Source organism: Paracidovorax anthurii, assembly GCF_003269065.1.
Lineage (GTDB): Bacteria > Pseudomonadota > Gammaproteobacteria > Burkholderiales > Burkholderiaceae_C > Paracidovorax > Paracidovorax anthurii.
The window spans coordinates 32974-58027 of sequence record NZ_QLTA01000013.1 but is presented as its reverse complement, the minus strand read 5'-3'; the positions used below and the strand labels follow the sequence as shown (position 1 = coordinate 58027).

Below are 25054 nucleotides of genomic sequence, written 5' to 3'. Positions count from 1 at the left end.
CCCGATCACAGGCCTCAGGCCCCTCCGCAGCAATGCGGCGGGGCCTTTTCCATTCAGGGCACCGCGAAGCGCCTGTCGAGCGCGCTGTAGTCCAGGCCGACACCCTTGTGCACCCGGATCTGGACCGGAATGCGCTCCTTCAAGGCCTCCACATGGCTGATCACGCCGATGGTCTTGCCCCCCGCATGCAACCCGTCGAGCGCGTCCAGCGCGATGTCCAGGGTTTCTCCGTCCAGCGTGCCGAACCCTTCGTCGAGAAACAATGAATCGATGCGGGTCTTGTGGCTCACCAGATCGGACAGCGCGAGCGCCAGCGCCAGGCTCACCAGAAAGCTCTCTCCACCCGACAGGGTGCGCGTGTCGCGGGACGCATCGGCCTGCCAGGTATCGATCACTTCCAGCTCCAGATCCCCCTCGGCGCGCCGGGCCAATTGGTAGCGGCCGTGCAGCCGCAAAAGTTGGCGATTGGCCAGATGCACGAGGTGGTCCAGCGTCAGGCCCTGGGCGAACTTGCGGTACCTGGCGCCATCGGCCGAACCGATGAGGCCGTTGAGGTGCAGCCACGTCTCGCAATCCGACGCCTGCCCGGCGATGCGTTCGAGCAGCGCCTGCAGCCCTTCCCTGCGCCGGGCGTCGTCCCGCAACTGGCTGGTGATCGCGCCCTGGCGCTGCGCTGCGGCGGTCAGGCGCCCCTCCAGATCGACCCGCACGGCATCGAGTTCTTCGCCCGTGCGCTCCGTGCGCGGGGCCTGCTGCAATTCCGCCAGGGCATCGGAGGCGGCGCGGTGCAGGGCCTGCGTCTCGGTGACCGCCTGCCGCGCCCCCTCCACAGCGCTCTGCAGCCGCAGCCTCCGGGGGTCATCCAGGCAAGCGGCCTGGAATGCGGACACATCCGCGAACGGGCTCAGCGCCAGCGCCTGCCCCCACGCCTCCGTGGACCGCGACACCTCGGCGCAGGCCTGCTCATGCGCACGCAGCAACGCCTGGCGCCCCCCGGACAAAACGGCCATCGCCTGGTCTTGCGCATCCACGGCCCGCTCTGCCCGCGCCAGCGCATCCTCTGCATCGTCCTGGGCAGCCTCCACATCCAGGAGGCCATGATCCGGCGACACGTCCGCAGTGGCGCACCGATCACCCCATCCCGATGCCAGCGCCTGCGCGGTCTGCAGGGCCTGCAGCAGTACGGGCTCCTGCGCCGACAGGGCCTGTCTGCGGACATTCGCGGCCCGCCATGCGGCCAGCTCTTGCGCCCGGGCCTCCAGCCAGGATTCGCCCTCCTCGGGCATGGCGTAGCCCAGTTGCGACAGCTCTGCCGACAAGGCCGCACCGGCCTCGCCGTGTTCGGACTCCTGGCGCTCCTGCAACGCCGCCAAAGCCTGCATCTGCTGCTGGCAAGCCAGGAGGTCTCTCTCGGCCAGGGCATGCTGCCGGGCTGCCTCCCCCTCTTCCCGCTCCGCCTGTCTCCAGGTGCTCTGCGCCGCGTCGCTGCAGTCCCGCGCCTCGGCCAGGGCCGTCCAATGCTTCTGTGCATCGTCCTGCAGCCCCGCGTGGCGGCGCTCCGCCTCCGCCAGCCTGGCGTCGTCTGCATCCTCCGCGGGCCACTGCAACCCGGCGCACAGCGCGTGCCATTGCGCCTGCAAAGCAGCGATGGCCCGCTCACCGTCCTCGCCGTCCTGCCGGGCCTGCGCGATCCGGGACTGCAGGGCTCCGAGATCGGCTTTGCGATCCTGGCCCTCTTGCGCCACGGCATCCCGGCCACGGTGTGCGGCATCGAGCGCCGCCTGCGTCGCGGAAACGTCCAGCGCCTCATAGGCCTCCACAGCGGGATGCTCCGTCGCACCGCACACCGGGCATGCCTCGCCCGGCCTCAACTGGCGGCGATGCGCTTCCAGCGCCTGGATGCGCTGCTCCAGAATCAGCAGCCGCTCCTTGTCCTGCACCTGCCGGTGGCACTCGGCATAGCGCTCACGCAGATGCTGGACGGCCACGGCAAGCCGCTCGGCCTGGAGCGACCATTCCCTTTGCTCTGCCGCCCGCCGCGCCTGGCGCTCCTGCGCCCCGTGCCACCCACGCAGGCATTCGCGCAATCGCTGCCAGCCTTGGCCGCGCTCCGCCAGTCGCAGCGCCTCCTGCCGCCAATGGGCTTCGTCCTGGCCAGAAAGCCATTGGACATGGGCCTGCCGCGCATGCTCCATGGCCTCGCGGGCCTGGGACAGCGTGGCCATCGCCCGCTGGTGAATGCCTTTCCACTCCAGCAGCCGCCCATTCAAGGCCCGCCATTGCCCGGCCTGTACCTCCTGCTGCACGCGCGTGCGGTCCGTGGCCTCCCTGTGCTGGGCAAGTGCCTTGAAGCGGCTGCGCCAATCGCTGAGCCTTTCGCCCAGCGCGGCATGGCGGGCATCGTCCGCGGCAGGTTCGTTCAGTGACGCCAGAGCATCCCGGCACGACTGCCAGGCGGCCGTTCGCTGCACCAGCAGGCGCTGGCTGGCGGCGTGCGCCTGCCGCAGCGCCGTGGCGTGCCGCGCCCGGGCCTGCGCATGCTGCCCTTCGTTGTCCCGTAGCTGCGAAGAGCACGCGCTCTCTGCCTGCACGGCCGCCTCGCAGGCCGCCTGCAAAGGCAGCAGCCGCATGGCGGGTTCGCACCGCTCCAGCCGCTGCACGTCGTCCGCCATGGCGTCCCACGCAGCCACGGCCTGCTGCCATTGCAACGCAGTCTGCGCATGGCGGGCCGCCGCGCGCTCGACCCCGGTGAGCCATTCACGCTCGCGGGCGGCCTGCGCACGCTGCTCTTGCAGCGCCCGCCCCTGGGCCTCCAGCCCGGAAAACTCCTGCCGCAGGCCCTCCAACGCCTCATCGCCCAGCAATTCGACGCTTCCGGCCTGCGCGCGCAAGGCCTCCAATGCGGCACGGGCGTCGCGCGTGCGCTCGTGCACGCGCTGCGATATGTGCCCATAGACGTCCGTGCCGGTCAACTCCTCCAGCAGCTCGGCCCGCTTGCCGGCCGGCGCATCGAGAAAGGCCGCGAAGCCGCCCTGGGCCAGCAGCATCGACTTGGTGAATCGCTCGAAATTGAGGCCCGTCAGCATCTCCGTGTGGCGCAGCTTGTCCTGCACCTTCTGCGTGATCGGGCGGGCCGCGCCATGGTCCGACAGCACCTCCGCCAGTTCCACCTGCACGGGCTGCAGGGCGCCGTCCGCTTTGTCGCGGGCCCGCCGCTGACTCCAGAAAGCCCGGTAGCGCCCGCCCCTGGCCTCGAACTCCACCTCGGCCAGGCAGTCCGCGGTGTGCCGAGTCATGAGTTCATTGCTCCCCTGCGACACCCCGCCGATGCGCGGCGTCTGGTGATAGAGCGCCAGGCAGATCGCATCGAGCAGCGTGGTCTTGCCAGCGCCCGTAGGGCCGGTGATGGCAAACAGCCCACCCTCCGCAAAGGGCGATGCCGTGAAATCGATGCGCCATTCCCCCTTGAGCGAATTGAGATTCTTCAGGCGCAGCGCCAGGATCTTCATGCCCCGCCCTCCTCATGCACGTCTGAGAGAACGGCGCGGTACAGCGCCCTCAGCCGCTGCTGCAGGCCTTCGTCCAGGCGCTCTGCCGACAAGCGCCTCTCGAAGACCTCGATGGGCCCCAATTCGTCCAGGGTCTCCTTGGCCGGGGAGACCAGCGTGCGGTTCACGGCACCGCGCGCCCTGCGCACGCGCAGCACCTCCAGCGGCAGGCCTTCGGCCATGCGGGCGATGCGCGCCTGCAGATCGGGCAGGTAATCGTCGTCGGCCACCTCCACGTCGAGCCAGACAGGCCTGTCCGCACCACCGTCCCGGGCGATACGCGCCAGTGCATCGGGCAGTTGCGCAAGGCTTCCCCGCACGGTCGCGAGCGGCTGGAAGCAAGGCACGGGCAAAGGCACCACGGACCTCATGCCCGCAGGGTCGAACTCCACCTTCAGAACCTCCTTGCGCTGCGCCGCCTCGTCGAAACCCAGCGGTATGGGCGATCCGCTGTAGCGGACATGCTCCAGGCCCCCCACCTTCATCGGCTGGTGGATGTGCCCCAGCGCGATGTAATCCGCAGGCGGGAATGCATCGGTGGGAAAGGCTTCGAGGGCCCCCACATAGATCTCCCGGACGGCGTCTCCCGCCGTCGCTCCCACGGTGGTGAGGTGCCCCGTGGCCACGATGGGCAGGCCGCCCAGGGTCTTGCTGCGCTCTTGTGCCAGCCCATGCAGCGCCTTGTAGTGCGCCTGGATCGCCACCTGCAACGCCAGCCGCTTGTCGGCGGCGCTCTCGCCGGGCAGGCTCAGCAGCAGCTCGCGCGCCCGCAGATAGGGCACCGCGCACAGCACGGCGCCGGGCGAGCCGGAACGCGTGCGGAGCACCAGGATCTGCTCGCCGGGCTCTGCCGCGGCGCAGGGCACCACGTGGGTTCCCAGGTGCGCGAGCAGGCTCCGGCTCTCGCCCAACACCGCGGCAGAGTCGTGGTTGCCCCCCAGGACGACCAGTTGGGCTCCGGCATCGCGCAAGGACAGCACGGCGTGGTGGTACAGCTCACGCGCATAACTGGGCGGCGCCCCGGTATCGAAGACATCCCCGGCCACGATCACGGCGTCCACGCCGTGATCGCGCACCTGTTCGGCCAGCCAGTCGATGAAAGCCCGGTGCTCGGGTTGGCGGGTCTTGCCCATGAAATGCTGGCCCAGGTGCCAGTCGGACGTATGCAGCAGGCGCAAGATGTGGCTTTTCCTTGATGTTCCAGTCTCATTGTGAGACCGCTATGCGATAATCGCCGGCTTTTCCGCGGAAAGTGCGTCGCAATGGGTGCGGCGTGGCTCCCGCAGCAGCTCCCAGAAAGGACCATGCCATGAAAGAAGGCATTCACCCCAACTACCGCGAAGTGCTCTTCGTGGACCTGTCCAACGGTTTCAAGTTCGTGACCCGTTCCTGCGTAAACACCAAGGAAACCGGCAAGACCGATGACGGCCGCGAACTGCCGCTCTTCAAGCTGGATACCTCCAGCGAATCGCACCCCTTCTACACCGGCACGCAAAAGTCGGTGGACAACATGGGCGGCCGCGTCGAGAAGTTCCGCAACCGCTTCGGCAAGACGGCGGTGGCGGCGAAGTAATTCCCCCCTTGTCGGACGAACGGGTCGCGCGAGGTCCCTGCACCTCGTATCGTCTGTTCAAGCAAAGGCAGCCCGGCACGACCGCGCTGCCTTTTTTTCTACCCATGAGGCCTGCCCGACGGCCATTCGTTTTCCCCTTATTCTCGGGCGTCTTTTTTCGCCACTGACCGCGTGAATCCTCCCAATCCCGCCATCGTGACACAGAGCGCCGCGCGGCCGTTGCCGCGGTGGGCGCTGCTGCTTCTTTGCCTGGCCTACGTCGTGCCTGGATTCGTGGCCCGGGAGCCCTGGAAGAACGCGGACGTCACGGCCTTCGGCTACATGCTGGAACTGGCGCGCGAAAACACCGCCTGGATGTCCCCATCCCTGGCGGGCATGGCACCCGATACCGAAGGGCTTCTGCCGTATTGGCTGGGGGCGCTGGCCGTCAGGGCGGCCCCGGCCTGGCTGCCCGTGGAGATGGCCGCCCGGCTTCCGTTCGTTGCGCTCCTGGTCATCACGCTCGTCGCAACGTGGTGGGGCATGTACCACCTGGCGCGCAGCCCGGGTGCCCAGCCGGTTGCCTTTGCCTTTGGAGGAGAAGCGCATCCCTCTGACTATGCACGGGCCATGGCGGACGGCGCCCTGCTCGCCCTGCTGGCATGCCTGGGGCTTGCGCAGCTCTCCCATGAAATCACGAGCTATCTCACCCAACTGGCCTGCACGGCGCTGCTGTTCTTCGCTGCCGCCAGCCTGCCGCATCGTCGGCTGCTCGCCTTGGCGGCCGCGGCATTGGGGCTTTTCGGACTGGTTCTGAGCGGAGCCCCGACGATCGCCACCCTGCTGGGCGGGGGCAGCGCCTTGCTGGTGTCCTGCACCGCATGCGCCCCCGAGAACCCGGACAGCCGCTCCCCCAAAACCCCGCGGGGGTGGATCTGGGGGCTGGCCCTGGCGGGCCTCACGCTACTGGCCGCCACGCTCGCGGGGGCCATGGATCTCTGGCGCTGGCGCCTCGCGGCCGAAGGTGAAACCAAGGAATGGCAGAGCCTGGTGCGCATGCTGATCTGGTTCGCCTGGCCGGCCTGGCCGCTGGCCCTCTGGACACTCTGGCGGTGGCGACACCAGATCACCAGCCGAACGCTGCATCGGCATCTGCTCCTGCCGCTCTGGTTCGTGGCCGTGGCCCTGGCCGCCACCCTGACCACCCAGCCTGCCGACCGGGCCCTGCTGCTGGGACTGCCCGCGCTGGCCACCCTGGCAGCCTTCGCACTGCCCACGCTGCGGCGCGCGATCGCGGCACTGATCGACTGGTTCACGCTGCTCTTCTTCAGCGCCTCCGCCATCACGATCTGGGTGATCTGGATTTCCCTGCAAACCGGCGTGCCCGCCAAACCTGCCGCCAACGTCGCCCGGCTCGCCCCAGGGTTCACGCCCCAGTTCTCCGCCATCGCCTTTGGCGTGGCCCTGGCCGCGACGACGGCCTGGTGCGCACTGGCGTGGTGGCGCGCTTCGCGCAACCGCACGGAAATCTGGAAAAGCCTGGTCCTGCCCGCGAGTGGCGCCACCCTCGGATGGCTCCTGCTCATGACGCTCTGGCTCCCCTTGCTGGATTACGGGCGCAGCTACCGCCCACAGGTGGCCCATCTGGCACGCGTGCTGGGCCCGGCGCCCGGCTGCATCCTGGTGACCGGATTGAGCCGGGCGCAGGTGGCCGGACTGCAATACCACGGCGGCTGGACCCTCCATTCGACGACCAACCCGCACCAGGTGCGTGAATCCGGATGCCAATGGCTCGTGGCGGATCTCGCCGCACAATCCTCCGCGGAGCGCCTGACCCATGGCCAAGATTGGGAAAAGGTGGCGGTCCTGCCCCGTCCCACCGACAAGAACGACCAATTGCTGGTGCTGCGCCGCACGGCCTCCGCCGGGCAGCCCTGATGGCCTCCGAGCGCGCCGTCATCGCCCGGCATGCAGCCACGGTGCTGGCCGGGCAACTGGCGGTCATGGCGTTCGGCGTCACCGACACCATCGTGGCGGGCCGCCACGCCCCCTCCTCGCTGGCGGCCCTGTCCATCGGCTCAGCCATCTACATCAGCGTCTATGTGGCGCTCATGGGTGGTCTGCAAGCGCTCCTGCCGGTATGGGCCGAACAGCGCGGCGCGGGGCACACCACGGAAATCGGACGCACGGCCCGGCAATCGCTGTATCTCTGCGCGCTCGCCAGCCTGTTGGGCATCGCGATGCTGGTATCGCCCGGGGCCATCCTGCGCTGGACGGAAGTCCCGCCAGATCTGCGCGTGGAAGTCGGGCGCTATCTCGCCGTTCTGGCGGTAGCGCTGCCCCCTGCGCTCCTCTTTCGCCTCTACAGCACCCTGAACCAGGCATTGGGACGTCCCCAGCTCGTGACCGGGTTGCAGCTCGGCTCCCTGCTGCTCAAGGTGCCGCTGTCCATCGCGTTCACCTTCGGAGGGGCGGGCATTCCCGCGCAAGGGGCCGTGGGCTGCGCGTGGGCCACCCTGGTCGTGAATTACGCGCTGCTGGGGATCGCGCTCTGGCTGGTGCGCACGGCACCTTTTTATGGCCCGCTCGCGCTCTGGAAACGTCTGGAGCCCCCGGACTGGCCCCAGATCCTGCGCTTCGCCCGCCTGGGCATTCCCGCCGGATTGGCGATCCTGGTGGAGGTCACGTCCTTCACCTTGATGGCGCTGTTCATCGCACGGCAGGGCACGGTGGCCGCCGCCGCGCACCAGATCGCCTCCAACCTCACCGCCGTGCTCTACATGGTGCCGCTCTCGCTGGCCATCGCGACCAGCGCACGCGTGAGCTACTGGCGCGGCCGGGGCGACGAAATGCAGGCACGAGCCGTCGCCTGGATGGGTTTTCGGATCGTTGCCGCCATGGCTGCTGGCTTAGCAGCTATTCTTTTCATAGCACGCAATCATCTGGCCCTGCTGTACACAGCCTCACCCGATGTCGTCGCGCTCGCCGGTGCGTTGCTCGCATGGGTGGCGGGCTACCACATCGCAGACGCGTTGCAGACCTTCTGCGCCTTCGTCCTGCGCTGCTACCGCATCACCATCGCGCCGCTGCTGGCCTATGGCGTACTGCTCTGGGGGGTCGGACTTCCGCTGGGCTATGCACTGGCCTATACCGGCGTCGGGGACCGGAGCCCCATGCAATCGCCCGCAGCGTTCTGGATCGGTGGCGCGGCGGCCCTGGCCCTCACGGCCATGGCCTTCACAGGGATGCTGATGGGCGCTCTGAAGTCCCATTCGGGACGTGCGCCGCAGACTTAGCGACGCCGCCCGGCACGCGCGGACGGCTTCCTCGCTGAATGCGGCCAGGGGGAAACGTCACGGAAAACGCAGACCCCTTGCCTACCGTGCTGGCGATTTCCAGCGTTGCCGAATGCCGTTGAACGACATGTTTGACGATCGCGAGCCCCAGGCCGGTCCCCCCCGTCTCGCGGGAGCGGCTGCGGTCCACCCTGTAAAAGCGTTCGGTCAGGCGGGGAATGTGCACAGCCTCGATGCCCGGGCCCGTATCGCGCACGCAGAACCGCGCACCGCCATCCTCCACGGCCAGCCACTCCACCGTGATGGCGCCCCCCGCAGGCGTGTAGCGGATGGCATTCCCGATCAGGTTGGACAACGCACTTTGCAATTCCGCAGGCACGCCCCCCAGCTTGCCGGCCTCGCGCAGGGCCTCGGCTGGCGGAAACTCGATCACGTGCGTGCTGGCGTGATTGCGGGTGAGCAATGTGGACAGCGCACGGGCCTCGTCCTCGCAGCGGCGCAGCAACGACTCCACGGGTGTCCATTCGGTCAGTCCCGGAGGCGGGCTCCCCTCCAGGCGCGAAAGCGTCAGCAGATCCTGTACCACGCTCTGCATGCGCGCCGCCTGCTGCGACATCATGCCGAGGTAGCGGGAGCGCTCTTCCGCGGAAAGGGGAAGCGTCTGCAGCGTCTCAACGAATCCCATGAGCACCGTGAGCGGTGTGCGGATCTCATGCGACACATTGGCGACGAAATCCCGCCGCATGGCTTCCGCCTGCTCCAGGGCCGTCACGTCCCGGGAAAGCAGCAGCTTTCGGCCATCGCCATAGGGATGCAGATGCACGGAAATCCGGACAGGCCGGGAGGGGGTGCTTTCACGTCCCTGAAGGACGACATCCCGCGAAAAGTCCTGCGCGGCATAGTAGGCACTGAACTCGGGATCTCGCAGCAAATTGCCGATCGACTGGGCAACGTCCCTCTGGGCATCCAGGCCGAACTGGCTTGCCGCGGTCTGGTTGCACCACTCGATGCGGCCCTCGGCATCGAGCAGCACCACCCCATTGGGCGTTGCCTGCAGCGCGGCCAGGATTTCATGCAGCCGGGCATCGCTTGCGGCAACGTCGGCCTGTTTCTGGCGCAGCAGGCGCCGGGCCCGATCCGCCACCTCGCCCCACAGGCCTTTCAATGAAGGGGCACGCGCCGGATCCCCCTCGCGCAGCCAGGTGACCACCCGCATGCCACGCCACAGATCCCAGACAAACCAGACCCAGGCCGCAATCGCCGCCGCCGCTACCGCGGTCCAAGGCCCGGCCCACCACCAGCCAAGGGCAACGCCAATGGCTTGAAAGCACGAGAAGAAGATAAAACGCCAAGCCATGCAATGCAGATGGAGACCAGGGGCCGGAGCACGGCGCACCATCGCGCCGCAAGAAAAGCCGATCCGTCTCCTCTTTCAGAAAACGCCAAAAACCGGCAAAGGCCGGGCCCACAGGCTGCGGGGGTATCTGCAGCCCCCTTTACAACCCAGCCCTGATTGTTACCGCTCGGGAGCCCGCAGCGGACACATCAGGCCCGCATCAGGGCCGCGGGCTGCGCCGTCAGGCGGTAACCCGCGCCACGCACGGTTTCCACCATGGCACCGGCAACCCCCAGGGCCTCGCGCAAGCGCTTGACGTGCACATCCACCGTTCGCTCTTCGATGAACACATGGTCGCCCCACACTTTGTCCAGCAGCTGCGCGCGGCTGTGCACGCGCTCGGGATGCTTCATGAGGTAGTGCAGCAGCTTGAACTCCGTCGGCCCCACCTTGAGCTGCTGCCCCTGGTAGGTCACGCGGTAGGTGCCCGCATCGAGCGTCAACTCGGCGATGGTCACGGTATCGGTCGCCTGCTCGGGTGCGCGGCGGCGCAGCACCGCCCGGATGCGCGCCAGGAGTTCCTGGGTCGAGAAAGGCTTGGTGATGTAGTCATCGGCCCCTGCGTCGAGGCCTGCCACCTTGTCCGGCTCGTCGCCACGGGCCGTCAGCATCAGGATGGGAATGGGTTTCGTGCGCGCATCGGCCCGCCACTTGCGTGCCAGTTGCAGACCACTCTGGCCCGGCAACATCCAGTCGAGCAGGATCACGTCGGGCAGCACGGCATCCAGTTCGCGCTGCGCGGACTCGCCGTCCTCGGACCAGATGGGCTGGAAGCCGTTATGCCGCAGATTGACGGCAATCAGCTCGGCAATGGCGGATTCGTCTTCGACGATGAGTACGCGGGGAAGTCTCTTCATGGAGTGCAAGTCCTGTCAGAGGACGGCCGACTCGATCTGCTCGAGGGCGGTGTGGCGCACGTCCTTGCCCTTGACGAGGTAGATGATGAGTTCGGCCACGTTTTTGGAGTGGTCGCCGATGCGTTCGATGGCCTTGGCCAGAAACAGCAGATCCAGGCTCGAAGAGATCGTGCGGGGATCTTCCATCATGTAAGTGATGAGCTTGCGAACGAAGCCGTCGAACTCGCGGTCGATGAGATCGTCCTCCTTGAGGATGGCCACGGCCGCCTTGGTATCGAGCCGCGCGAATGCATCGAGCGCCTTGCGCAGCAGGCCCGACGCCAACTCTGCGGCCACGCGCAGATCGGTGGTCGGCAGCGAACGCGATGCACCGCTCTCGATGATGGACTTGACCATGCGTGCCATCTTGTTGGCTTCATCCCCCATGCGCTCCAGGTTGGCCGTGGCCTTGGAGAACGCGATCAGCAGACGCAGGTCGCGCGCCGTGGGCTGTCGCCGGGCAATGATGGAAGAAAGCTCGTGGTCGATCTCGACCTCCATCGCATTCACCCGGTGCTCCGTGGCCGCCACCTGGTCGGCCGCCTCCACGCTGAACTGGGACAAGGCATAGACAGCCTGGCGGATCTGGGATTCCACCAAGCCGCCCAGCTCCATCACCCGGGCCGAGATGCTGTTGAGTTCGCTGTCGAATTGCGAAGAAAGGTGCTTGTCTGGCATGTGTGGCGCTCCTCGTCCGATCAACCGAAACGGCCGGTGATGTAGTCTTCGGTCTCTTTGCGCTGGGGCTTGAAGAACATCTGCTCCGTCTCACCGAATTCCATCAGGTCGCCCAGGTACATGTAGGCGGTGTAGTCGCTGCAGCGCGCAGCCTGCTGCATGTTGTGCGTGACGATGACCACGGTGTAGTCGTTCTTGAGCTCCGCGATCAACTCCTCGACCTTGGCCGTGGAAATCGGGTCCAGCGCCGAGCAGGGCTCGTCGAGCAGCAGCACCTCCGGCTTGATGGCGATGCCGCGTGCAATGCACAGGCGCTGCTGCTGGCCGCCAGAAAGGCCCGAGCCACTCTGGTGCAGCTTGTCCTTCACCTCGTTCCAGAGTGCCGCCTTGCGCAGCGCCCACTCCACGCGGTCATCCATGTCGGTGGCATTGAGGCTCTCGAACAGCTTCACGCCGAAGGCGATGTTGTCGTAGATCGACATCGGAAACGGCGTGGGCTTCTGGAACACCATGCCGACCTTGGCCCGGATCAGGGCGACATCCTGCTTGCTGGTCAGCAGGTTCTCGCCGTCGAGCATGATCTGGCCTTCGGCGCGCTGCTCAGGATACAGCTCGAACATGCGGTTGAAGGTGCGCAGCAAGGTGGACTTGCCGCAGCCCGACGGACCGATGAAGGCGGTGACCTTCTTCTCGGGAATGTCGAGATTGATGCCCTTGAGGGCATGGAACTTGCCGTAATAGAAGTTCAGATCGCGCACCGTGATCTTGGCGGTCTCGACGGTGTCGGCTTGTTTCGTTGGCATGGAATGGACCAATCTATGGCGGATAGGTTGTCTCAGGATTTGTGGCGCGTCAACACACGGGCCAGGATATTGAGCCCCAGGACGGCGACGGTGATGAGGAAGACACCGGCCCAGGCAAGCTGCTGCCAGTTTTCATACGGACTCATCGCGAACTTGAAGATGGTCACCGGCAGGCTCGCCATGGGCTTGGCCAGATCGGCATTCCAGAACTGATTGTTGAGCGCCGTGAACAGCAGCGGTGCCGTCTCGCCGGCGATGCGAGCGACGGCCAGCAACACCCCGGTGATGACCCCCGCACGCGCGGCACGCAGGGTGACTAGCATGATCACCTTCCACTTGGGCGTACCCAGGGCATAGGCGGCCTCGCGCAGGCTTGCGGGCACGAGCACGAGCATGTTCTCGGTGGTCCGGATGACCACGGGGATCACGATGAGTGCCAGCGCGAGGATGCCGGCGTACCCCGAGAAACTCTTGAAGCGCGCCACCACCATCGCATAGACGAAAAGCCCGATCACGATGCTGGGGGCCGACAGCAGGATGTCGTTCACGAAGCGGGTCGCCGAAGCCAGCCAGCCGCGCTTGTCGTATTCGGCAAGGTACACGCCAGCCATGATGCCGATCGGCGTTCCCACGAAGGTGGCCAGCAGAACCATCACGAAGGAGCCGAAGATGGCATTGGAGATACCTCCCACCTCGTTAGGCGGAGGGGTCATCTGGGTGAAGAGCGCAATGCTGAGCCCCCCGATTCCCAGCCGGATGGTTTCCCACAGAATCCATACCAGCCAGAAAACGCCGAACGCCATCGCGGCCAGCGACAGGGTCAGTGCAAGATTGTTCAGGCGCTTGCGGCTGGCATAGCGGGTTTGCCGTTGCCGGGCCAGCTCGGCCGCGGAGATGAGTTGCTGTGAAGTGCTCATGCGCGGGCTCCTTCACCCTTCTGCAGGCGGGACAGAAGCACCTTGGAGAGTGCCAGCACGACGAAGGTGATGAAGAACAGCACCAGCCCAAGGTAGATGAGCGATGCCTGGTGGAGCCCCTCGCCCGCTTCCGCGAATTCATTGGCCAGCGCCGAGGTGATGCTGTTGGCCGCCTCGAACACGGACAGGGAATTGAGTTGGTTCATATTGCCGATGACGAACGTGACCGCCATGGTTTCTCCCAAGGCACGCCCCAACCCCAGCATCACACCACCCAGCACACCCGTCTTGGTATAGGGAAGCACCACCTTCCACACCACCTCCCACGTCGTGGCGCCAAGCCCGTAGGCCGATTCCTTGAGAAGAGCCGGGGTGACCTCGAAAACATCGCGCATCACGGCGGCGATGAACGGGATGATCATGATCGCGAGGATGATGCCCGCCGAGAGTATCCCGATACCGACCGGAGGACCGGACACCAGCGCCCCCAGGTAAGGCACGCCGGACAGCAGCGATTGCAGTGGCTGCTGGACCCAGGCCGCCAGGATGGGGCCGAACACCATCAGTCCCCACATGCCGTACACGATCGACGGCACCGCAGCCAGCAACTCGATGGCCGTTCCGAGCGGCCGCTTGAGCCAGGCAGGCGAGAGTTCGGTCAGAAACAGCGCGATCCCGAAACTCACCGGGACAGCAATCAGCAGGGCGATGATCGAGGTGGCCAAGGTGCCATAGATCATGACGAGACCGCCATAGTCGTTCTGCACCGGGTCCCACACGCTGCGCGCCAAAAAACCCACGCCATACTTCTCGATCGACGGCCAAGCCCCCACCACCAGCGATGCGAGGATGCCCAGCAGCAGTGCCAACGTCAATATCGCCGCACCGCGCGCAAGCCACGCGAAAATGCGATCCGCCACGGCGCCGGAGAGCAAAGGCGCGCGTGCAGGAGGGTTCGTTCTGGGAATGCCAGCGCCGCCTTGCAGGGGCGGCGCGGGACGGGCGGGCATGGTACTGGACACGGCGGTCGGCCTTCCTTTGGCAGGGTTGCGGCCGGCCCTGCGATCACAGTGCCGGCCGAAAGAACTTACTTCAGCGAGATCGCCTTGCCGGAAGTGTCCTTGATCTCATCCCAAGACTTCATGATCACGGTCTTGACGCCCTCAGGCATCGGCACGTAGTCGAGGTCTGCGGCGGTCTTGTCGCCGGACTTGAAAGCCCATTCGAAGAACTTGAGCGAGGTGACAGCCTGGGCGGGCTTGTCTTGGACCTTGTTCAGCAAGATGAACGTGGCGCCCGTGATCGGCCAAGCCTCTTTGCCAGGCTGATTGGTCAGGATCTGATAGAAGCTCTTGGACCAGTCGGCTCCCGCCGCTGCCGCCTTGAATGCGCTGTCGTCAGGAGAAACGAAAGCGCCGTCGGCATTCTGCAGTTGCACGTAGGTCAGTTTGTTCTGCTTGACATAGGCATATTCCACATAGCCGATGGAGTTCGGCAAGCGCCCAATGAATGCAGCCACGCCTTCGTTGCCCTTGCCGCCCGCACCCGTGGGCCAGTTGACGGCCGTGCCTTCGCCGACCTTGGACTTCCACTCAGCGTTCACCTTGGACAGGTAGTTCGTGAAAATGAAGCTCGTACCGGAGCCATCTGCACGGCGAACCGGTGCAATGGGCGCGTCCGGCAGGTTCACGCCGGGGTTGAGCGCCTTGATGGCCGGATCGGTCCAGTTCGTCACCTTGCCCAGATAGATATCACCCAGAACTTGGCCATTCAGCTTGATCTGCCCTGCGGCAACACCTTTGATATTCACCACCGGCACCACGCCACCGATCACGGTGGGGAACTGCACCAGGCCCTTCTTGGACAGTTCGTCGTCCTTCAGCGGCGCATCGGACGCGCCAAAATCCACCGTCTTCGCCTCGATCTGGCGAAGACCGGCACCCGATCCCACGGACTGGTAGTTGATCTTGACCCCGGTTGCCTTGTTGTAATCAGCCGCCCACTTGGAATACAGCGGGGCGGGGAAGCTGGCGCCAGCGCCCGTGGCTTCCTGCTGTGCCCAAGCACCAGAGAATGCACCGGCAGACACCACACCCGACACCAGAATCCGAATCACAGACAGTTTCATAAAGGAACCTCTTGGTTGAGAAGAATCAGTGGGGGCGACTCTAGAAGTGCTTTATGACAACCTTATGACATTCATCCACGACTGTCATGACTCTGCTCCAAAGGGTAATGCCATGGATTGTGACTCTCGCATGTCATGAAACCGTCACGCATCCGCCGTAGTCTCTCGACACCGGACTGGGCAACGGAGACACCGCCTTGCATGCCGGCAGGAGGGGAGTGCTATGCTGCGCCGCCTGAAAAACCAGAGCGCAGGGCGCCATCACATGCACGACGGAACATTGCTTGCCGCTGTGGATCTGGGATCCAACAGCTTTCGCCTTGAGATTGGTCGCTTTGAGCACGGACTCATCCGGCGCGTCGAATATCTCAAGGAAACCGTTCGTCAGGGTAGCGGGCTGGACGAAGAGCGGAATCTGACGGCAGAGGCCATGCAGCGCGGCTGGGATTGCCTGGCCCGCTTTGCGGAACGCCTCAAAGGCTTCGCCCCCGACAAAGTACGCGCCGTTGCCACCCAGACATTGCGCGAAGCGCGCAACCGGGAAACCTTTCTGCTTCGCGGCAGCGCCATTCTCGGCCACGCCATCGACGTGGTATCTGGTCCTGAAGAAGCCCGGCTCATCTATCAAGGCGTGGCCCACCTGCTGCCCCAGTCCGATGAACGGCGCCTGGTCGTGGATATCGGCGGCCGATCCACCGAACTGATTCTGGGCCACGGCTTCTCGGCAGACGCTGTAGCGTCCTTCCGGGTAGGAAGCGTTGCATGGTCAAGCCGCTATTTCGCCGATGGCTCCTTCACGCCGGAATCGTTTCGCACGGCGGAGGTTGCCGCCCAGGCCGTCCTGGACGAAGCCCTGAACATCTATCGCCCCCAGGCCTGGGACGTGGCATACGGCTCATCCGGAACGGTGGGCGCAGTGGGCGATGTTCTGGCGGCGACTGGCCACCCTGCCGGACGGATCACCCGCGACGGACTGGATTGGCTGAAAGAGCAGCTGTTGCGAGCCCGATCCGCCGACCGGGTCCGCATCGAAGGGCTCAAGGAAGACCGCAGAGCCGTGATCGGAGGGGGCATCAGCGTCTTGCGGGCTGTCTTCGACCTGCTGGGTATCAAGCAGATGCATGTCGCGCAAGGGGCCCTGCGTCAAGGAGCCCTCTATGACCTTCTGGACCGCGAGCTACACGAGAACGATCTGCGCTCAACCACCGTGCGCGGGCTGATGGAGCGATTCAGGGTGGATGTCGAACATGCCGAGCGGGTGGCGAAAACCGCAACCATGCTTCACGCACAAGCCCGGCCCGATGCCCACGAGCGTGGCGAGAAAGAACTGTCCTGGGCCGCGCGCATGCACGAGATAGGCTGCCTCGTCTCGCACGGCGACTACCACCACCACGGAGCCTACATCCTGGACCACACCGACGCGGCAGGCTTCTCCGTGCCGGAGCTGCACCATCTGGGCCTTCTCGTCAAAGGACATCGGGGCAAAGTCCGCAAACTGGAGACGGACCTGGATGATCCGAATCTTGCGCTTCAACTGGCTTGCCTGCGGATGGCCGTCGCCCTGTGCCATGCACGGCGCAATCCGGACATGGAAGGCGTAGCCCTGTCACACCAGGGGCATCGCTTCATCGCCACGGCCCGCCCCGGATGGGCTGCGGCCTACCCCCAATCAGCACACCTTCTCCGGGAAGAAAGCGCCGCATGGCAAAGAACGGCCTGGGAGTTCGAGTCCGAACTGCCTTGACCGGCGGATGCAGCGCCGGTCAAGCCGGCACACAAGAAACGGTATAAACTGTTTATACCGTTTCAACTTTGCATTGCATCGACCATGCCCAATACCCCATCCGCAGCCACCGCCCCACCGGCCACCGTTCACGCCGAAAGTACCGAGAGCGCTGCTGCCAAGCCCTCCAAATCCAGGCGCGCTGAAGCCGCCGCCCCTGCCCCCGCGAAAAGCAGCGGCCAAGGCAGCCGGAGCAAGCGCAGCAAACCAGCGACCACGGCAACGCCCAAGCGGGCAAAGGCCATTGCGCCCCCAGACTCCAAGCCCAGGAAGCCCAAACTCGTTCGCGACAGCTTCACGATTCCCAAGGACGAATATGCGGCAATCGACGAACTCAAGCAGCGTCTGGCCGAGCGCGGCACTCCTGCAAAAAAGAGCGAACTGCTCCGCGCCGGTCTCAAGCTCCTGAGCAGCCTTACTGACGCCGCACTGGAAAAAGCCATGCAGGCTGTCCCCTCCATCAAGACAGGGCGCCCCAAAGCCACTCCGGAAAGCTCCGAGTCAAACATTCCCGCAGCCAAGTCCCCCAAGGCACGCAAGTAAGGCACGCCCGCGGCGTGCTTCGCGCCGGCTACAGGAAATCAGGAGACTGCACAGCCAGCAGGATGGTTTCACTCACATCACTGCGGGTGCGTCTGCGCAGCCACCACACTGCGCCTTTGCGAATGGAGCACTCCGGCATTCGCAACCCCAGCAACTCCGCAACGGTCTGCCCCAACATGGGCTGGTGCCCCACCACCAGCACTGCGCCACGCGCATGGGGCCATTGCACCAATTCCAGCAGCTCAGAAGCACTCCCTCCGGGAAGCAGTTCGGCGCGCAGTTTGTACTTGCGCCCCAGTCGCTCCGCGGTGGCCTCCGTGCGCCTTGAAGGACTTACCAGTACCCGCAAGCCCTCGGGCAACTGGCGATCCAGCCATCCCGCCATTCGGGCAGCCTGCTTTTCCCCTCGAGGGGTCAAAGGGCGCTGCAGATCATCGATCCCATCGCGCGCATCTTCGGCCTCCGCGTGACGCCAAAGGATCAGGTCCATCATGAACGGGCCGCATCGAAAGGTGCGGCACTGCCGGAACTCGCAGAGCCATGGCGCTGCATGAGCGCCTGCTGGGCCCCATGACCGGAGACGGGATGGGGCGCACGGGCATACGTCCCGTCCGCCTGCAACGTCCACGCATCACGATCGTCATGCAGGTATGCCACCAGACATTCGTCGATGATGCGCTGGCGCAGTGCCGGGTCCGTCACGGGCCATGCCAACTCGACACGCCGCAGCATGTTGCGGTTCATCCAGTCCGCACTGGAGAGCAGCAAATCCTCCTGCTGGCCCGCTCGAAAATAAAAGACCCGGGTGTGCTCCAGAAAACGGCCAATGATCGACCTTACGCGGATGTTCTCCGTGGCACCTTCTCGCTGAGCCGGCAGCATGCAAGCGCCACGCACGATGAGATCAATGCGGGCCCCTTGCCGCCCCGCCTTGATGAGTGCATTCATCAACGCTTCATCCGTCAACGCATTCATCTTGGCGACGATTCGCGCATCCTCCCCCCGCGCGGCAGCCATGCCGACAGACTCGATCATCTCCTGCATGTGTCTATGGAGATGGAAAGGCGCCATCACCAGCCGCTTGAGCTTGGGCAGCTTGTTCTGGCTGGCCAAATGATTGAATACCGCGTCCATATCCGCCGTCACGTCGGCGTCCGCCGTGAAATAGCTGAGATCGGTATAGAGACGCGCGGTGCGCGGGTTGTAGTTGCCCGTGGACAAATGCCCATAGCGGCGCAACCGCTGCCCTTCACGCCGCGTCACCAGCAGCATCTTGGCGTGGGTCTTGAGCCCGACCACGCCATAAACGACCTGGGCGCCAATCGATTCCAGCGCCTCGGCCCAATTGATATTGGCCTCTTCATCAAACCGTGCCTTGAGTTCCACCACAGCCATGACTTCCTTGCCCCGTCGCACGGCTTCACGCAGCAACTCCATCATTTCGGAGTCAGCCCCCGTGCGATAGATGGTCTGCTTGATCGCCAGGACCTGGGGGTCATTCACCGCCTCGCGCAGGAACTGGATCACCGAGTCGAAACTTTCGAAAGGCTGGTGCACCAGAATGTCACGGCGACGGATCTGCTCCATCAGTGAAGTGCCCGGCAGCACCTGCCGCGGCCAGGAAGAACGCCACAAGGGAAACAGCAAGGCCGGCTCATTGACCAGATCCACCAGTTGGGAGAGCCTTACCAGATTGACCGGACCGTGCACACGGAACAGCGCGGCATCGGGCAATGCAAACTGGGATTGCAAGAAATCCGACAGGAATCGGGAACAGCTTGCAGAGACTTCCAGCCGAACCGCCTGACCGTAATGGCGATGTTGCAGCCCCTGGCGCAGTGCAGTCCGCAAATTGCGGACATCATCTTCGTCCACCGCCAAGTCGGAGTGCCGCGTGACCCGGAACTGAGAAAATTCCGTCACCTCCCGCCCGGGGAATAGCTCGCTCAGATGTGCCCGCACAATGCTGGACAGACTGACGCACTGAGCCCCCTTGGGAGCCACCTTGACGGGCAACCGGACCAAGCGCGGCAGGACACGAGGCACCTTGACGATCGCGATTTCATTTTCCCTGCCGAAGGCGTCATTGCCTTTGAGTCGCACAATGAAATTCAGCGACTTGTTCGCCACCTGCGGAAAGGGATGGGCTGGATCCAGCCCCACGGGAACCAGCAAAGGCCGGACCTCCCGCTCAAAATATTCCCGAACCCAACGGCGTTGATCGGGAGATCGATCACCATGCGAGACGATATGAATCCCCTGCTCGGCAAATGCCGGCATCAGGGATTCGTTGTAGAGCGCGTACTGCCGCGCTACCAGATCATGGGCCTTGGCAGACAAGGCCTCGAACGACTCCACCGTGTAGGGCCCCTTGGTTTCTCCTCCCTGTGCGGCAGTGATATGCGGTGCCGCCCGAACCTCGAAGAATTCGTCCAGGTTCGACGAAACGATGCAGAGATAACGCAAGCGCTCCAGCAAAGGGACGTCCGTGCGCGCAGCCCAATCGAATACACGCTCGTTGAACGCCAGGATGCTGTGATCCCGATTCAGAAATGGGGTGGTGGAACCTTCTCCTGACGGCATGGACGGTGTCCAGAAATCCTGGGCGCCTGCAGACGGTGCGGACTCCGCAGAAAAAGAAGGCATGGGTGGCATGGAGAAACTATCAGTACTGGAGTTCGTTTCAGTATTGGGGTCGATCATGACAATTTAATGACATACCGATGGGGGTGTCACGTATGAGTGGCCAACACGTCATTAATAGAGCAGCGACTGTCACCGCCCACCAAGAAAGTGCTTGCGATAACGGGGCGGAAGCTCGTCGATCCGCATCAGCATGGGCAAGTCAGCGGTATTGAAATCCGGATCCCAGGCCGGAGCACCCAGAACCCGAGCCCCAAGGCGAAGATAACCCTTGATGAGTGCCGGGGGCTCCACGGAAAGCGAACCATCCAGTTGTTCGACCGGCAGAGGAAGGCGCGGCTGGACTTGGTATTCAGCTGCAGTCAGATGGGTGACCTTCAATTGATTCCAGATGCTGGCCGCCGCGCTGCCGCCCAGCACGCCGTTGTGCATCATCGGGATGCTGGCGCAGCCGATCATGGTGTCCAGCTGATTGCTCACCATGAAATCTGCCAATGCGCCCCACAATGCCATGATCACGCCACCGTGGCGATGCTCGGGATGGACGCAGCTGCGCCCCAGTTCCACCATGCGGCCACGCAGATGCCCCAGACGGGAGAGATCGAACTCCGTGTCGCTGTAGAGTCCTCCCGCACGCTGCGCTTGCGCGGGTGTCAGTACCCAATAAGTGCCGATGACCATGCGAGTCTCCGCATCCCGGACAAGTAGATGCTCACAATAAACATCGAACGCATCCACATCATGCCCCGCCACGTCTGAGTGGAGCCGGGCCCCCATCTCGCCAGCGAATACCTGGTACCTCAGTCTCTGCGCCTCCCGGACTTCAGCAGCATCACGCGCCCAAGCCACCTCGATCCGGTGGGCCGCGCTTCTTTCTTGCCGGGTTTCCAGGATTTCCGTGCGATCTTGGCGATGAAGAGACCCCCGAAAAAGCACATCGGGAGACAAAGGCAGGGTGGGAACAGGCAGATCGCTCACGAGGTCCTCCAGCAAATCGTTAAGTCATGTGTGATTCGTATCAAGATCAATCACACGGCTGGGCGGCACTTTCGCAAGGACGGATGACATACCCAAGTCGCACTCATGGCGAATTCATGACACGCATGCTCCGGAACACCAGCGACCTTGCCCTCCGGGAATTCACGACATACACGAGGACGTGCCCAGGCCCATCGACTGATACACTTTGTCGCCCGCCTTCACACCGGTGCCGGACCCTCACCCCTTTTCATGCCCTCTACGATCGATGCCCGGGAATTGCTCGTACCGGGGATGCCCCCCATTACCGTTCTTGAGCGCCTGCTGCGAGAGCAGCAGACGATTCTGGACAGCGCAGGCGTCGGGATCGTCTTCATCCGCCAGCGTGAAGTGGTGCGCTGCAATCAGCGCTACGCTGAAATCTTCGGCTACGCCACGACATCGGAAGCCACGGGCCAGAGCAGCCAGAGCCTGTACCCGACACTGGAGGCCTTCCGGGAATTGGGCCGAAATGCCTACCCTGTGTTGTCCAAGGGGCACACCTATCGCTGCGAATGCCAGATGCGCCGAAAGAACGGCCGGCTCTTCTGGGGCAGCCTGACAGGGCGGCTCATCAACCCCCGGGACACCTCCGAAGGCTCCATCTGGATCGTGGACGACATCGACGAGCAGCGCCATGCCCAGACTCAGCTGCATGCCGTCGTTCGAGAGAAGCAAGCGCTTTTCGACAATGCGATGGTGGGAATCGCATTCGTGCGCAATCGGCGCCTGACCCGCTGCAATCGCCATTTCGAGCACATGCTGGGTTATCAGGCAGGCGAGCTTGCGGAGAGTTCAACCCGGCAATGGCACTTCAGTGATGAAGACTGGGAAGATGCGGAGCACCGCTGCTACACCCCTCCCATCAGTGGCGCCGCCTTCACGGGAGAAATGGTGCTTCGCGCCAAAAATGGCCGCCCTGTTGTCTGCGAAGTTCGCAGCAAGGCCCAGGATCCCACGCATCCAGAGCACGGATCGATCCTCATCGCACTCGACGTTAGCGAGCAACGCAAAGCCCAGGCCGAACTGGCCCGCATGCACAGCGAACTGGAAAGCCAAGTGCATGAGCGGACACGCCAGCTCAGTGAAACCGTGGAAAACCTGCACCGCGAGATCAATGATCGCAAGCATGACCAGGAACGCATCTACTGGCTGGCCCATTACGACCCGCTGACCGGGCTGCCCAACCGCACGCTTCTGGCCGAGCGCGCCCAGCACGCCATCCGCATTGCACAGGAAAACAGCACACCGCTGGCCGTGGTTTTCCTCGATCTCGACCACTTCAAGCATGTCAATGACTCACTGGGCCACCGGGTCGGAGATGCGCTGCTGGTGGAAATCGCCAAGCGCCTTCGGGCCGTGGTACGCGACCGGGACACGGTCTCGCGCCTTGGCGGCGATGAATTCATTCTGTTGCTGCCTGGCGCAAATGCCCATGGCGCCGCCCGCGTTGCGGCCAAGCTGCAGGAAGCATCGCGCCAGCCGTACCAGATCGGCCACCATGAACTCACCATGGCGCCGTCCATGGGCATCGCCCTCTTCCCCAGCGATGGCACGGATTTCGATACGCTGACCCAGTCTGCGGATGTGGCCATGTATCGCGCCAAGCTCGATGGCCGCAATACCTACCGCTTCTTCACGCCGGAAATGCAGGCGCAGTCGGTACGGGCACTGCTGCTGGAAAATGCCCTGCGCCGCGCCCTGGAGCGCGGCCAGCTTCACCTGCATTACCAGCCGCAGATCACCATCGCCACGGGCGAGATTCGGAGCGTGGAAGCCCTTCTGCGCTGGGAACACCCGGAACTGGGCTCCATCTCTCCCGCCGAGTTCATTCCGATCGCCGAGGACAGTGGCCAGATCCTGCAGATCGGAGAGTGGGTCATGCGCACGGCCCTCGCGCAATTGCAGGCTTGGCATGGCATGGGCCTGGATTGGCTGGCTGTCGCCGTGAATCTCTCCGCGCTGCAGTTCCGCCAGCCCCAACTGCCGGAATTGGTGAGCCGCATTCTGGATGACACCGAACTGCGTCCCAATCGCCTGGAACTCGAACTGACGGAAGGCGTTGCGGTGGACGATCCGCGCTCAGCCATCGCAACCATGGACCAGTTGCACGCACGCGGCGTCCGGATGTCGATGGACGACTTTGGCACGGGCTATTCATCGCTCAGCCAGCTGAAGCGATTCCAGATCTACAAGCTCAAGATCGATCAATCATTCGTCCGCGACCTGGGAGCGGACAACAACGACCGCGCCATTGTCAGCGCCATCATCCGCATGGCGCAGGCCCTGGGAATCCGCACTACGGCGGAAGGTGTGGAAACCGCAGAACAGTTGAATTACCTGCGAGAGCAAGGTTGTGACGAGGCCCAGGGCTACTACTTCAGCCGCCCCTTGTCCGTACAGGAAATCACCCCTCTGATACAAAACCGTCGGCTACCCACCGGCCACTGACGGGCATGCAGTCAACGCACCCCAAGCCTAGGACCTAACTTGCGCGGGCCGCATCGGCCAGTTGATTCGCAAAATGGCTGGCCCGATCCGGGTCGCTGGTTTCCACCATCACGCGCAGCAGCGGCTCCGTGCCGCTGGCCCGCACGAGAACCCGCCCCTCCCCCGCCAGAGCAGACTCCACAGAGCGCATGGCCTGGTCGAGCGCCGTGTTGGTCTTCCAGTCCTGCCCCGAAGCCAGGCGCACGTTGACCAGGACCTGCGGGAAAAGGCGCAAGCGCTCCAGCATCTGCGACAGGCTGCGGCCGCTGCGCACGCAGGCCTGCAGAACCTGCAGCGCACTGATCAACCCATCCCCCGTGGTGTGTCGATCCAGCGCCAACAGATGGCCCGACCCCTCGCCCCCCAGCAGCCAGCGACGGCGTGCAAGCTCTTCCAGCACATAACGGTCTCCCACCTTGGCGCGGACGAGCTCGACACCCTGGGCCTTGAGCGCAAGCTCCACGGCCATGTTCGTCATCAAGGTCCCCACGACGCCGGGCAGTGGTTCGCCGCGGGCAATCCGATCGGACGCCATGAGGTACAGCAACTCATCGCCGTTGTAGAGTCTGCCAGCGGCATCCACCATCTGCAGCCGGTCCGCATCGCCATCCAGCGCAACGCCGTAATCGGCCCGGTTCGCCCGCACGGCACGCACCAGTGCGTCCGGATGGGTTGCCCCCACCTGGTGATTGATGTTGAGCCCGTCCGGAGAACAGCCGATCGCAAGCACCTCCGCACCCAACTCATGGAATACCTTGGGAGCAATGTGGTAGGCCGCACCGTGCGCGGCATCCACCACGATCTTCAGCCCTTTGAGCGTCAGGTCCTGGGAAAAGGTGCTCTTGCAGAATTCGATGTACCGCCCGGCCGCGTCTTCCAGTCGCCGCGCCTTGCCCAGAGAAGCGGAGTCCGCCCAGGCAGGTGCCTCATCCAGCGCGGCCTCCACCGCCAACTCCCACTCATCGGGTAACTTCGTGCCTTGGGCACTGAAGAACTTGATGCCGTTGTCTGGATAGGCGTTATGGCTCGCACTGATGACGACGCCCAGGCTGGCCCGCTGCGCCCGGGTCAGATACGCCACGCCCGGCGTGGGCAAGGGGCCCAGCAGCACGACATCCACCCCTGCGGAATTGAAGCCCGACTCCAACGCGCTCTCCAGCATATAGCCGGAAATACGCGTGTCCTTTCCGATGAGAACGGTCGGGCGCTCCTCTGTGCGCCGCAACACCCGTCCCACGGCATGGGCCAGCCGCAACACGAAGTCTGGCGTGATGGGCGCCTGGCCCACCGTGCCTCGAATACCGTCTGTGCCGAAGTAATTTCGTGCCATCTGTTTTTCTCCTGTTTGGCATCTGGGCCCGATG

Annotated in this window: 19 protein-coding genes; 6 read left to right on the top strand and 13 right to left on the bottom strand. The window is 64.4% G+C overall.

Annotation, left to right across the window (positions count from 1 at the left end; all coding sequences use genetic code 11):
* Nucleotides 1–53: 53 nt before the first annotated feature.
* Nucleotides 54–3509 (bottom strand): AAA family ATPase, encoded by a 3456-nt coding sequence (locus AX018_RS08695; protein WP_111876900.1) that lies wholly within the window; start codon nucleotides 3507–3509, stop codon nucleotides 54–56.
* Entirely contained in the window at nucleotides 3506–4726 is a 1221-nt protein-coding gene (gene sbcD, locus AX018_RS08690; RefSeq protein ID WP_111876899.1) for an exonuclease subunit SbcD, read from the bottom strand. Before sbcD ends, AX018_RS08695 begins: the two co-directional genes overlap by 4 nt.
* 131 nt (nucleotides 4727–4857) lie before the next feature.
* Between sbcD and AX018_RS08685 the strand changes: the two genes are divergently transcribed.
* The 3 genes from AX018_RS08685 (at nucleotide 4858) to AX018_RS08675 (ending at nucleotide 8396) form a co-directional block, all read left to right on the top strand.
* On the top strand, nucleotides 4858–5121 hold the full coding sequence (locus AX018_RS08685) for a type B 50S ribosomal protein L31 (protein WP_111876898.1): 264 nt from the start codon (nucleotides 4858–4860) through the stop codon (nucleotides 5119–5121).
* Between the two features lie 171 nt (nucleotides 5122–5292).
* Nucleotides 5293–7038 carry a hypothetical protein gene (locus AX018_RS08680; RefSeq protein ID WP_111876897.1) on the top strand — a complete coding sequence of 582 codons (1746 nt, stop codon included), beginning with the start codon at nucleotides 5293–5295 and terminating at the stop codon, nucleotides 7036–7038.
* The gene (locus AX018_RS08675) at nucleotides 7038–8396 is read left to right on the top strand and encodes an MATE family efflux transporter (RefSeq protein WP_111876896.1); all 1359 of its coding nucleotides are present in this window, start codon (nucleotides 7038–7040) and stop codon (nucleotides 8394–8396) included. The genes AX018_RS08680 and AX018_RS08675 overlap by 1 nt, the downstream gene beginning before the upstream one ends.
* On the opposite strand, the gene phoR is transcribed toward AX018_RS08675, so the two are convergent.
* From phoR to pstS, 7 genes are all read right to left on the bottom strand, one after another.
* The gene (phoR, locus tag AX018_RS08670; protein ID WP_111876895.1) at nucleotides 8338–9753 is read right to left on the bottom strand and encodes a phosphate regulon sensor histidine kinase PhoR; all 1416 of its coding nucleotides are present in this window, start codon (nucleotides 9751–9753) and stop codon (nucleotides 8338–8340) included. The genes AX018_RS08675 and phoR overlap by 59 nt on opposite strands.
* A gap of 188 nt (nucleotides 9754–9941) precedes the next feature.
* Nucleotides 9942–10649, bottom strand: a complete 708-nt coding sequence (gene phoB, locus AX018_RS08665; protein WP_111876894.1) for a phosphate regulon transcriptional regulator PhoB — start codon at nucleotides 10647–10649, stop codon at nucleotides 9942–9944.
* A 15-nt stretch (nucleotides 10650–10664) separates the two neighbouring features.
* The gene (gene phoU / locus AX018_RS08660; RefSeq protein ID WP_111876893.1) at nucleotides 10665–11366 is read right to left on the bottom strand and encodes a phosphate signaling complex protein PhoU; all 702 of its coding nucleotides are present in this window, start codon (nucleotides 11364–11366) and stop codon (nucleotides 10665–10667) included.
* Between the two features lie 20 nt (nucleotides 11367–11386).
* Entirely contained in the window at nucleotides 11387–12169 is a 783-nt protein-coding gene (gene pstB, locus AX018_RS08655; RefSeq protein WP_111876892.1) for a phosphate ABC transporter ATP-binding protein PstB, read from the bottom strand.
* A gap of 32 nt (nucleotides 12170–12201) precedes the next feature.
* Complete coding sequence (gene pstA / locus AX018_RS08650) at nucleotides 12202–13086, bottom strand: phosphate ABC transporter permease PstA (protein WP_111876891.1); 885 nt, start codon at nucleotides 13084–13086, stop codon at nucleotides 12202–12204.
* Nucleotides 13083–14096 (bottom strand): phosphate ABC transporter permease PstC, encoded by a 1014-nt coding sequence (pstC, locus tag AX018_RS08645; protein WP_111876890.1) that lies wholly within the window; start codon nucleotides 14094–14096, stop codon nucleotides 13083–13085. The genes pstA and pstC overlap by 4 nt, the downstream gene beginning before the upstream one ends.
* Nucleotides 14097–14173: 77 nt before the next feature.
* The gene (gene pstS / locus AX018_RS08640) at nucleotides 14174–15214 is read right to left on the bottom strand and encodes a phosphate ABC transporter substrate-binding protein PstS (RefSeq protein WP_111876889.1); all 1041 of its coding nucleotides are present in this window, start codon (nucleotides 15212–15214) and stop codon (nucleotides 14174–14176) included.
* 265 nt (nucleotides 15215–15479) lie between these two features.
* On the opposite strand from pstS, the gene AX018_RS08635 reads away from it, so the two are divergent.
* Nucleotides 15480–16958, top strand: coding sequence for a Ppx/GppA phosphatase family protein (locus AX018_RS08635; protein WP_111876950.1), 1479 nt, complete (start codon nucleotides 15480–15482; stop codon nucleotides 16956–16958).
* An 84-nt stretch (nucleotides 16959–17042) separates the two neighbouring features.
* Nucleotides 17043–17540 (top strand): hypothetical protein, encoded by a 498-nt coding sequence (locus AX018_RS08630; RefSeq protein WP_111876888.1) that lies wholly within the window; start codon nucleotides 17043–17045, stop codon nucleotides 17538–17540.
* A gap of 28 nt (nucleotides 17541–17568) precedes the next feature.
* Here AX018_RS08630 and AX018_RS08625 read toward each other — a convergent pair whose 3' ends face one another.
* From AX018_RS08625 to AX018_RS08615, 3 genes are all read right to left on the bottom strand, one after another.
* Nucleotides 17569–18033 carry a SixA phosphatase family protein gene (locus AX018_RS08625; protein WP_111876887.1) on the bottom strand — a complete coding sequence of 155 codons (465 nt, stop codon included), beginning with the start codon at nucleotides 18031–18033 and terminating at the stop codon, nucleotides 17569–17571.
* The gene (gene ppk1 / locus AX018_RS08620) at nucleotides 18030–20123 is read right to left on the bottom strand and encodes a polyphosphate kinase 1 (protein WP_245951487.1); all 2094 of its coding nucleotides are present in this window, start codon (nucleotides 20121–20123) and stop codon (nucleotides 18030–18032) included. The genes AX018_RS08625 and ppk1 overlap by 4 nt, the downstream gene beginning before the upstream one ends.
* A gap of 192 nt (nucleotides 20124–20315) precedes the next feature.
* The gene (locus tag AX018_RS08615; protein WP_111876948.1) at nucleotides 20316–21161 is read right to left on the bottom strand and encodes a GNAT family N-acetyltransferase; all 846 of its coding nucleotides are present in this window, start codon (nucleotides 21159–21161) and stop codon (nucleotides 20316–20318) included.
* A 252-nt stretch (nucleotides 21162–21413) separates the two neighbouring features.
* On the opposite strand from AX018_RS08615, the gene AX018_RS08610 reads away from it, so the two are divergent.
* Complete coding sequence (locus tag AX018_RS08610) at nucleotides 21414–23651, top strand: sensor domain-containing protein (RefSeq protein ID WP_211322399.1); 2238 nt, start codon at nucleotides 21414–21416, stop codon at nucleotides 23649–23651.
* A gap of 34 nt (nucleotides 23652–23685) precedes the next feature.
* Here AX018_RS08610 and glmM read toward each other — a convergent pair whose 3' ends face one another.
* Nucleotides 23686–25020 carry a phosphoglucosamine mutase gene (gene glmM, locus AX018_RS08605; protein WP_111876885.1) on the bottom strand — a complete coding sequence of 445 codons (1335 nt, stop codon included), beginning with the start codon at nucleotides 25018–25020 and terminating at the stop codon, nucleotides 23686–23688.
* Between the last annotated feature and the right edge of the window lie 34 nt (nucleotides 25021–25054).

Excerpts from the sequence above, each read along its gene's own strand:
- pstS (WP_111876889.1), bottom strand. The coding sequence starts at position 15,214 with ATGAAACTGTCTGTGATTCGGATTCTGGTGTCGGGTGTGGTGTCTGCC.
- phoB (WP_111876894.1), bottom strand. The coding sequence starts at position 10,649 with ATGAAGAGACTTCCCCGCGTACTCATCGTCGAAGACGAATCCGCCATT.
- AX018_RS08610 (WP_211322399.1), top strand. The coding sequence starts at position 21,414 with ATGCCCTCTACGATCGATGCCCGGGAATTGCTCGTACCGGGGATGCCC.
- pstA (WP_111876891.1), bottom strand. The coding sequence starts at position 13,086 with ATGAGCACTTCACAGCAACTCATCTCCGCGGCCGAGCTGGCCCGGCAA.
- ppk1 (WP_245951487.1), bottom strand. The coding sequence starts at position 20,123 with ATGCCGTCAGGAGAAGGTTCCACCACCCCATTTCTGAATCGGGATCAC.
- AX018_RS08625 (WP_111876887.1), bottom strand. The coding sequence starts at position 18,033 with ATGATGGACCTGATCCTTTGGCGTCACGCGGAGGCCGAAGATGCGCGC.
- AX018_RS08675 (WP_111876896.1), top strand. The coding sequence starts at position 7,038 with ATGGCCTCCGAGCGCGCCGTCATCGCCCGGCATGCAGCCACGGTGCTG.
- glmM (WP_111876885.1), bottom strand. The coding sequence starts at position 25,020 with ATGGCACGAAATTACTTCGGCACAGACGGTATTCGAGGCACGGTGGGC.
- AX018_RS08695 (WP_111876900.1), bottom strand. The coding sequence starts at position 3,509 with ATGAAGATCCTGGCGCTGCGCCTGAAGAATCTCAATTCGCTCAAGGGG.
- pstB (WP_111876892.1), bottom strand. The coding sequence starts at position 12,169 with ATGCCAACGAAACAAGCCGACACCGTCGAGACCGCCAAGATCACGGTG.
- AX018_RS08635 (WP_111876950.1), top strand. The coding sequence starts at position 15,480 with ATGCACGACGGAACATTGCTTGCCGCTGTGGATCTGGGATCCAACAGC.
- AX018_RS08630 (WP_111876888.1), top strand. The coding sequence starts at position 17,043 with ATGCCCAATACCCCATCCGCAGCCACCGCCCCACCGGCCACCGTTCAC.
- phoR (WP_111876895.1), bottom strand. The coding sequence starts at position 9,753 with ATGGCTTGGCGTTTTATCTTCTTCTCGTGCTTTCAAGCCATTGGCGTT.
- phoU (WP_111876893.1), bottom strand. The coding sequence starts at position 11,366 with ATGCCAGACAAGCACCTTTCTTCGCAATTCGACAGCGAACTCAACAGC.
- pstC (WP_111876890.1), bottom strand. The coding sequence starts at position 14,096 with ATGCCCGCCCGTCCCGCGCCGCCCCTGCAAGGCGGCGCTGGCATTCCC.
- AX018_RS08685 (WP_111876898.1), top strand. The coding sequence starts at position 4,858 with ATGAAAGAAGGCATTCACCCCAACTACCGCGAAGTGCTCTTCGTGGAC.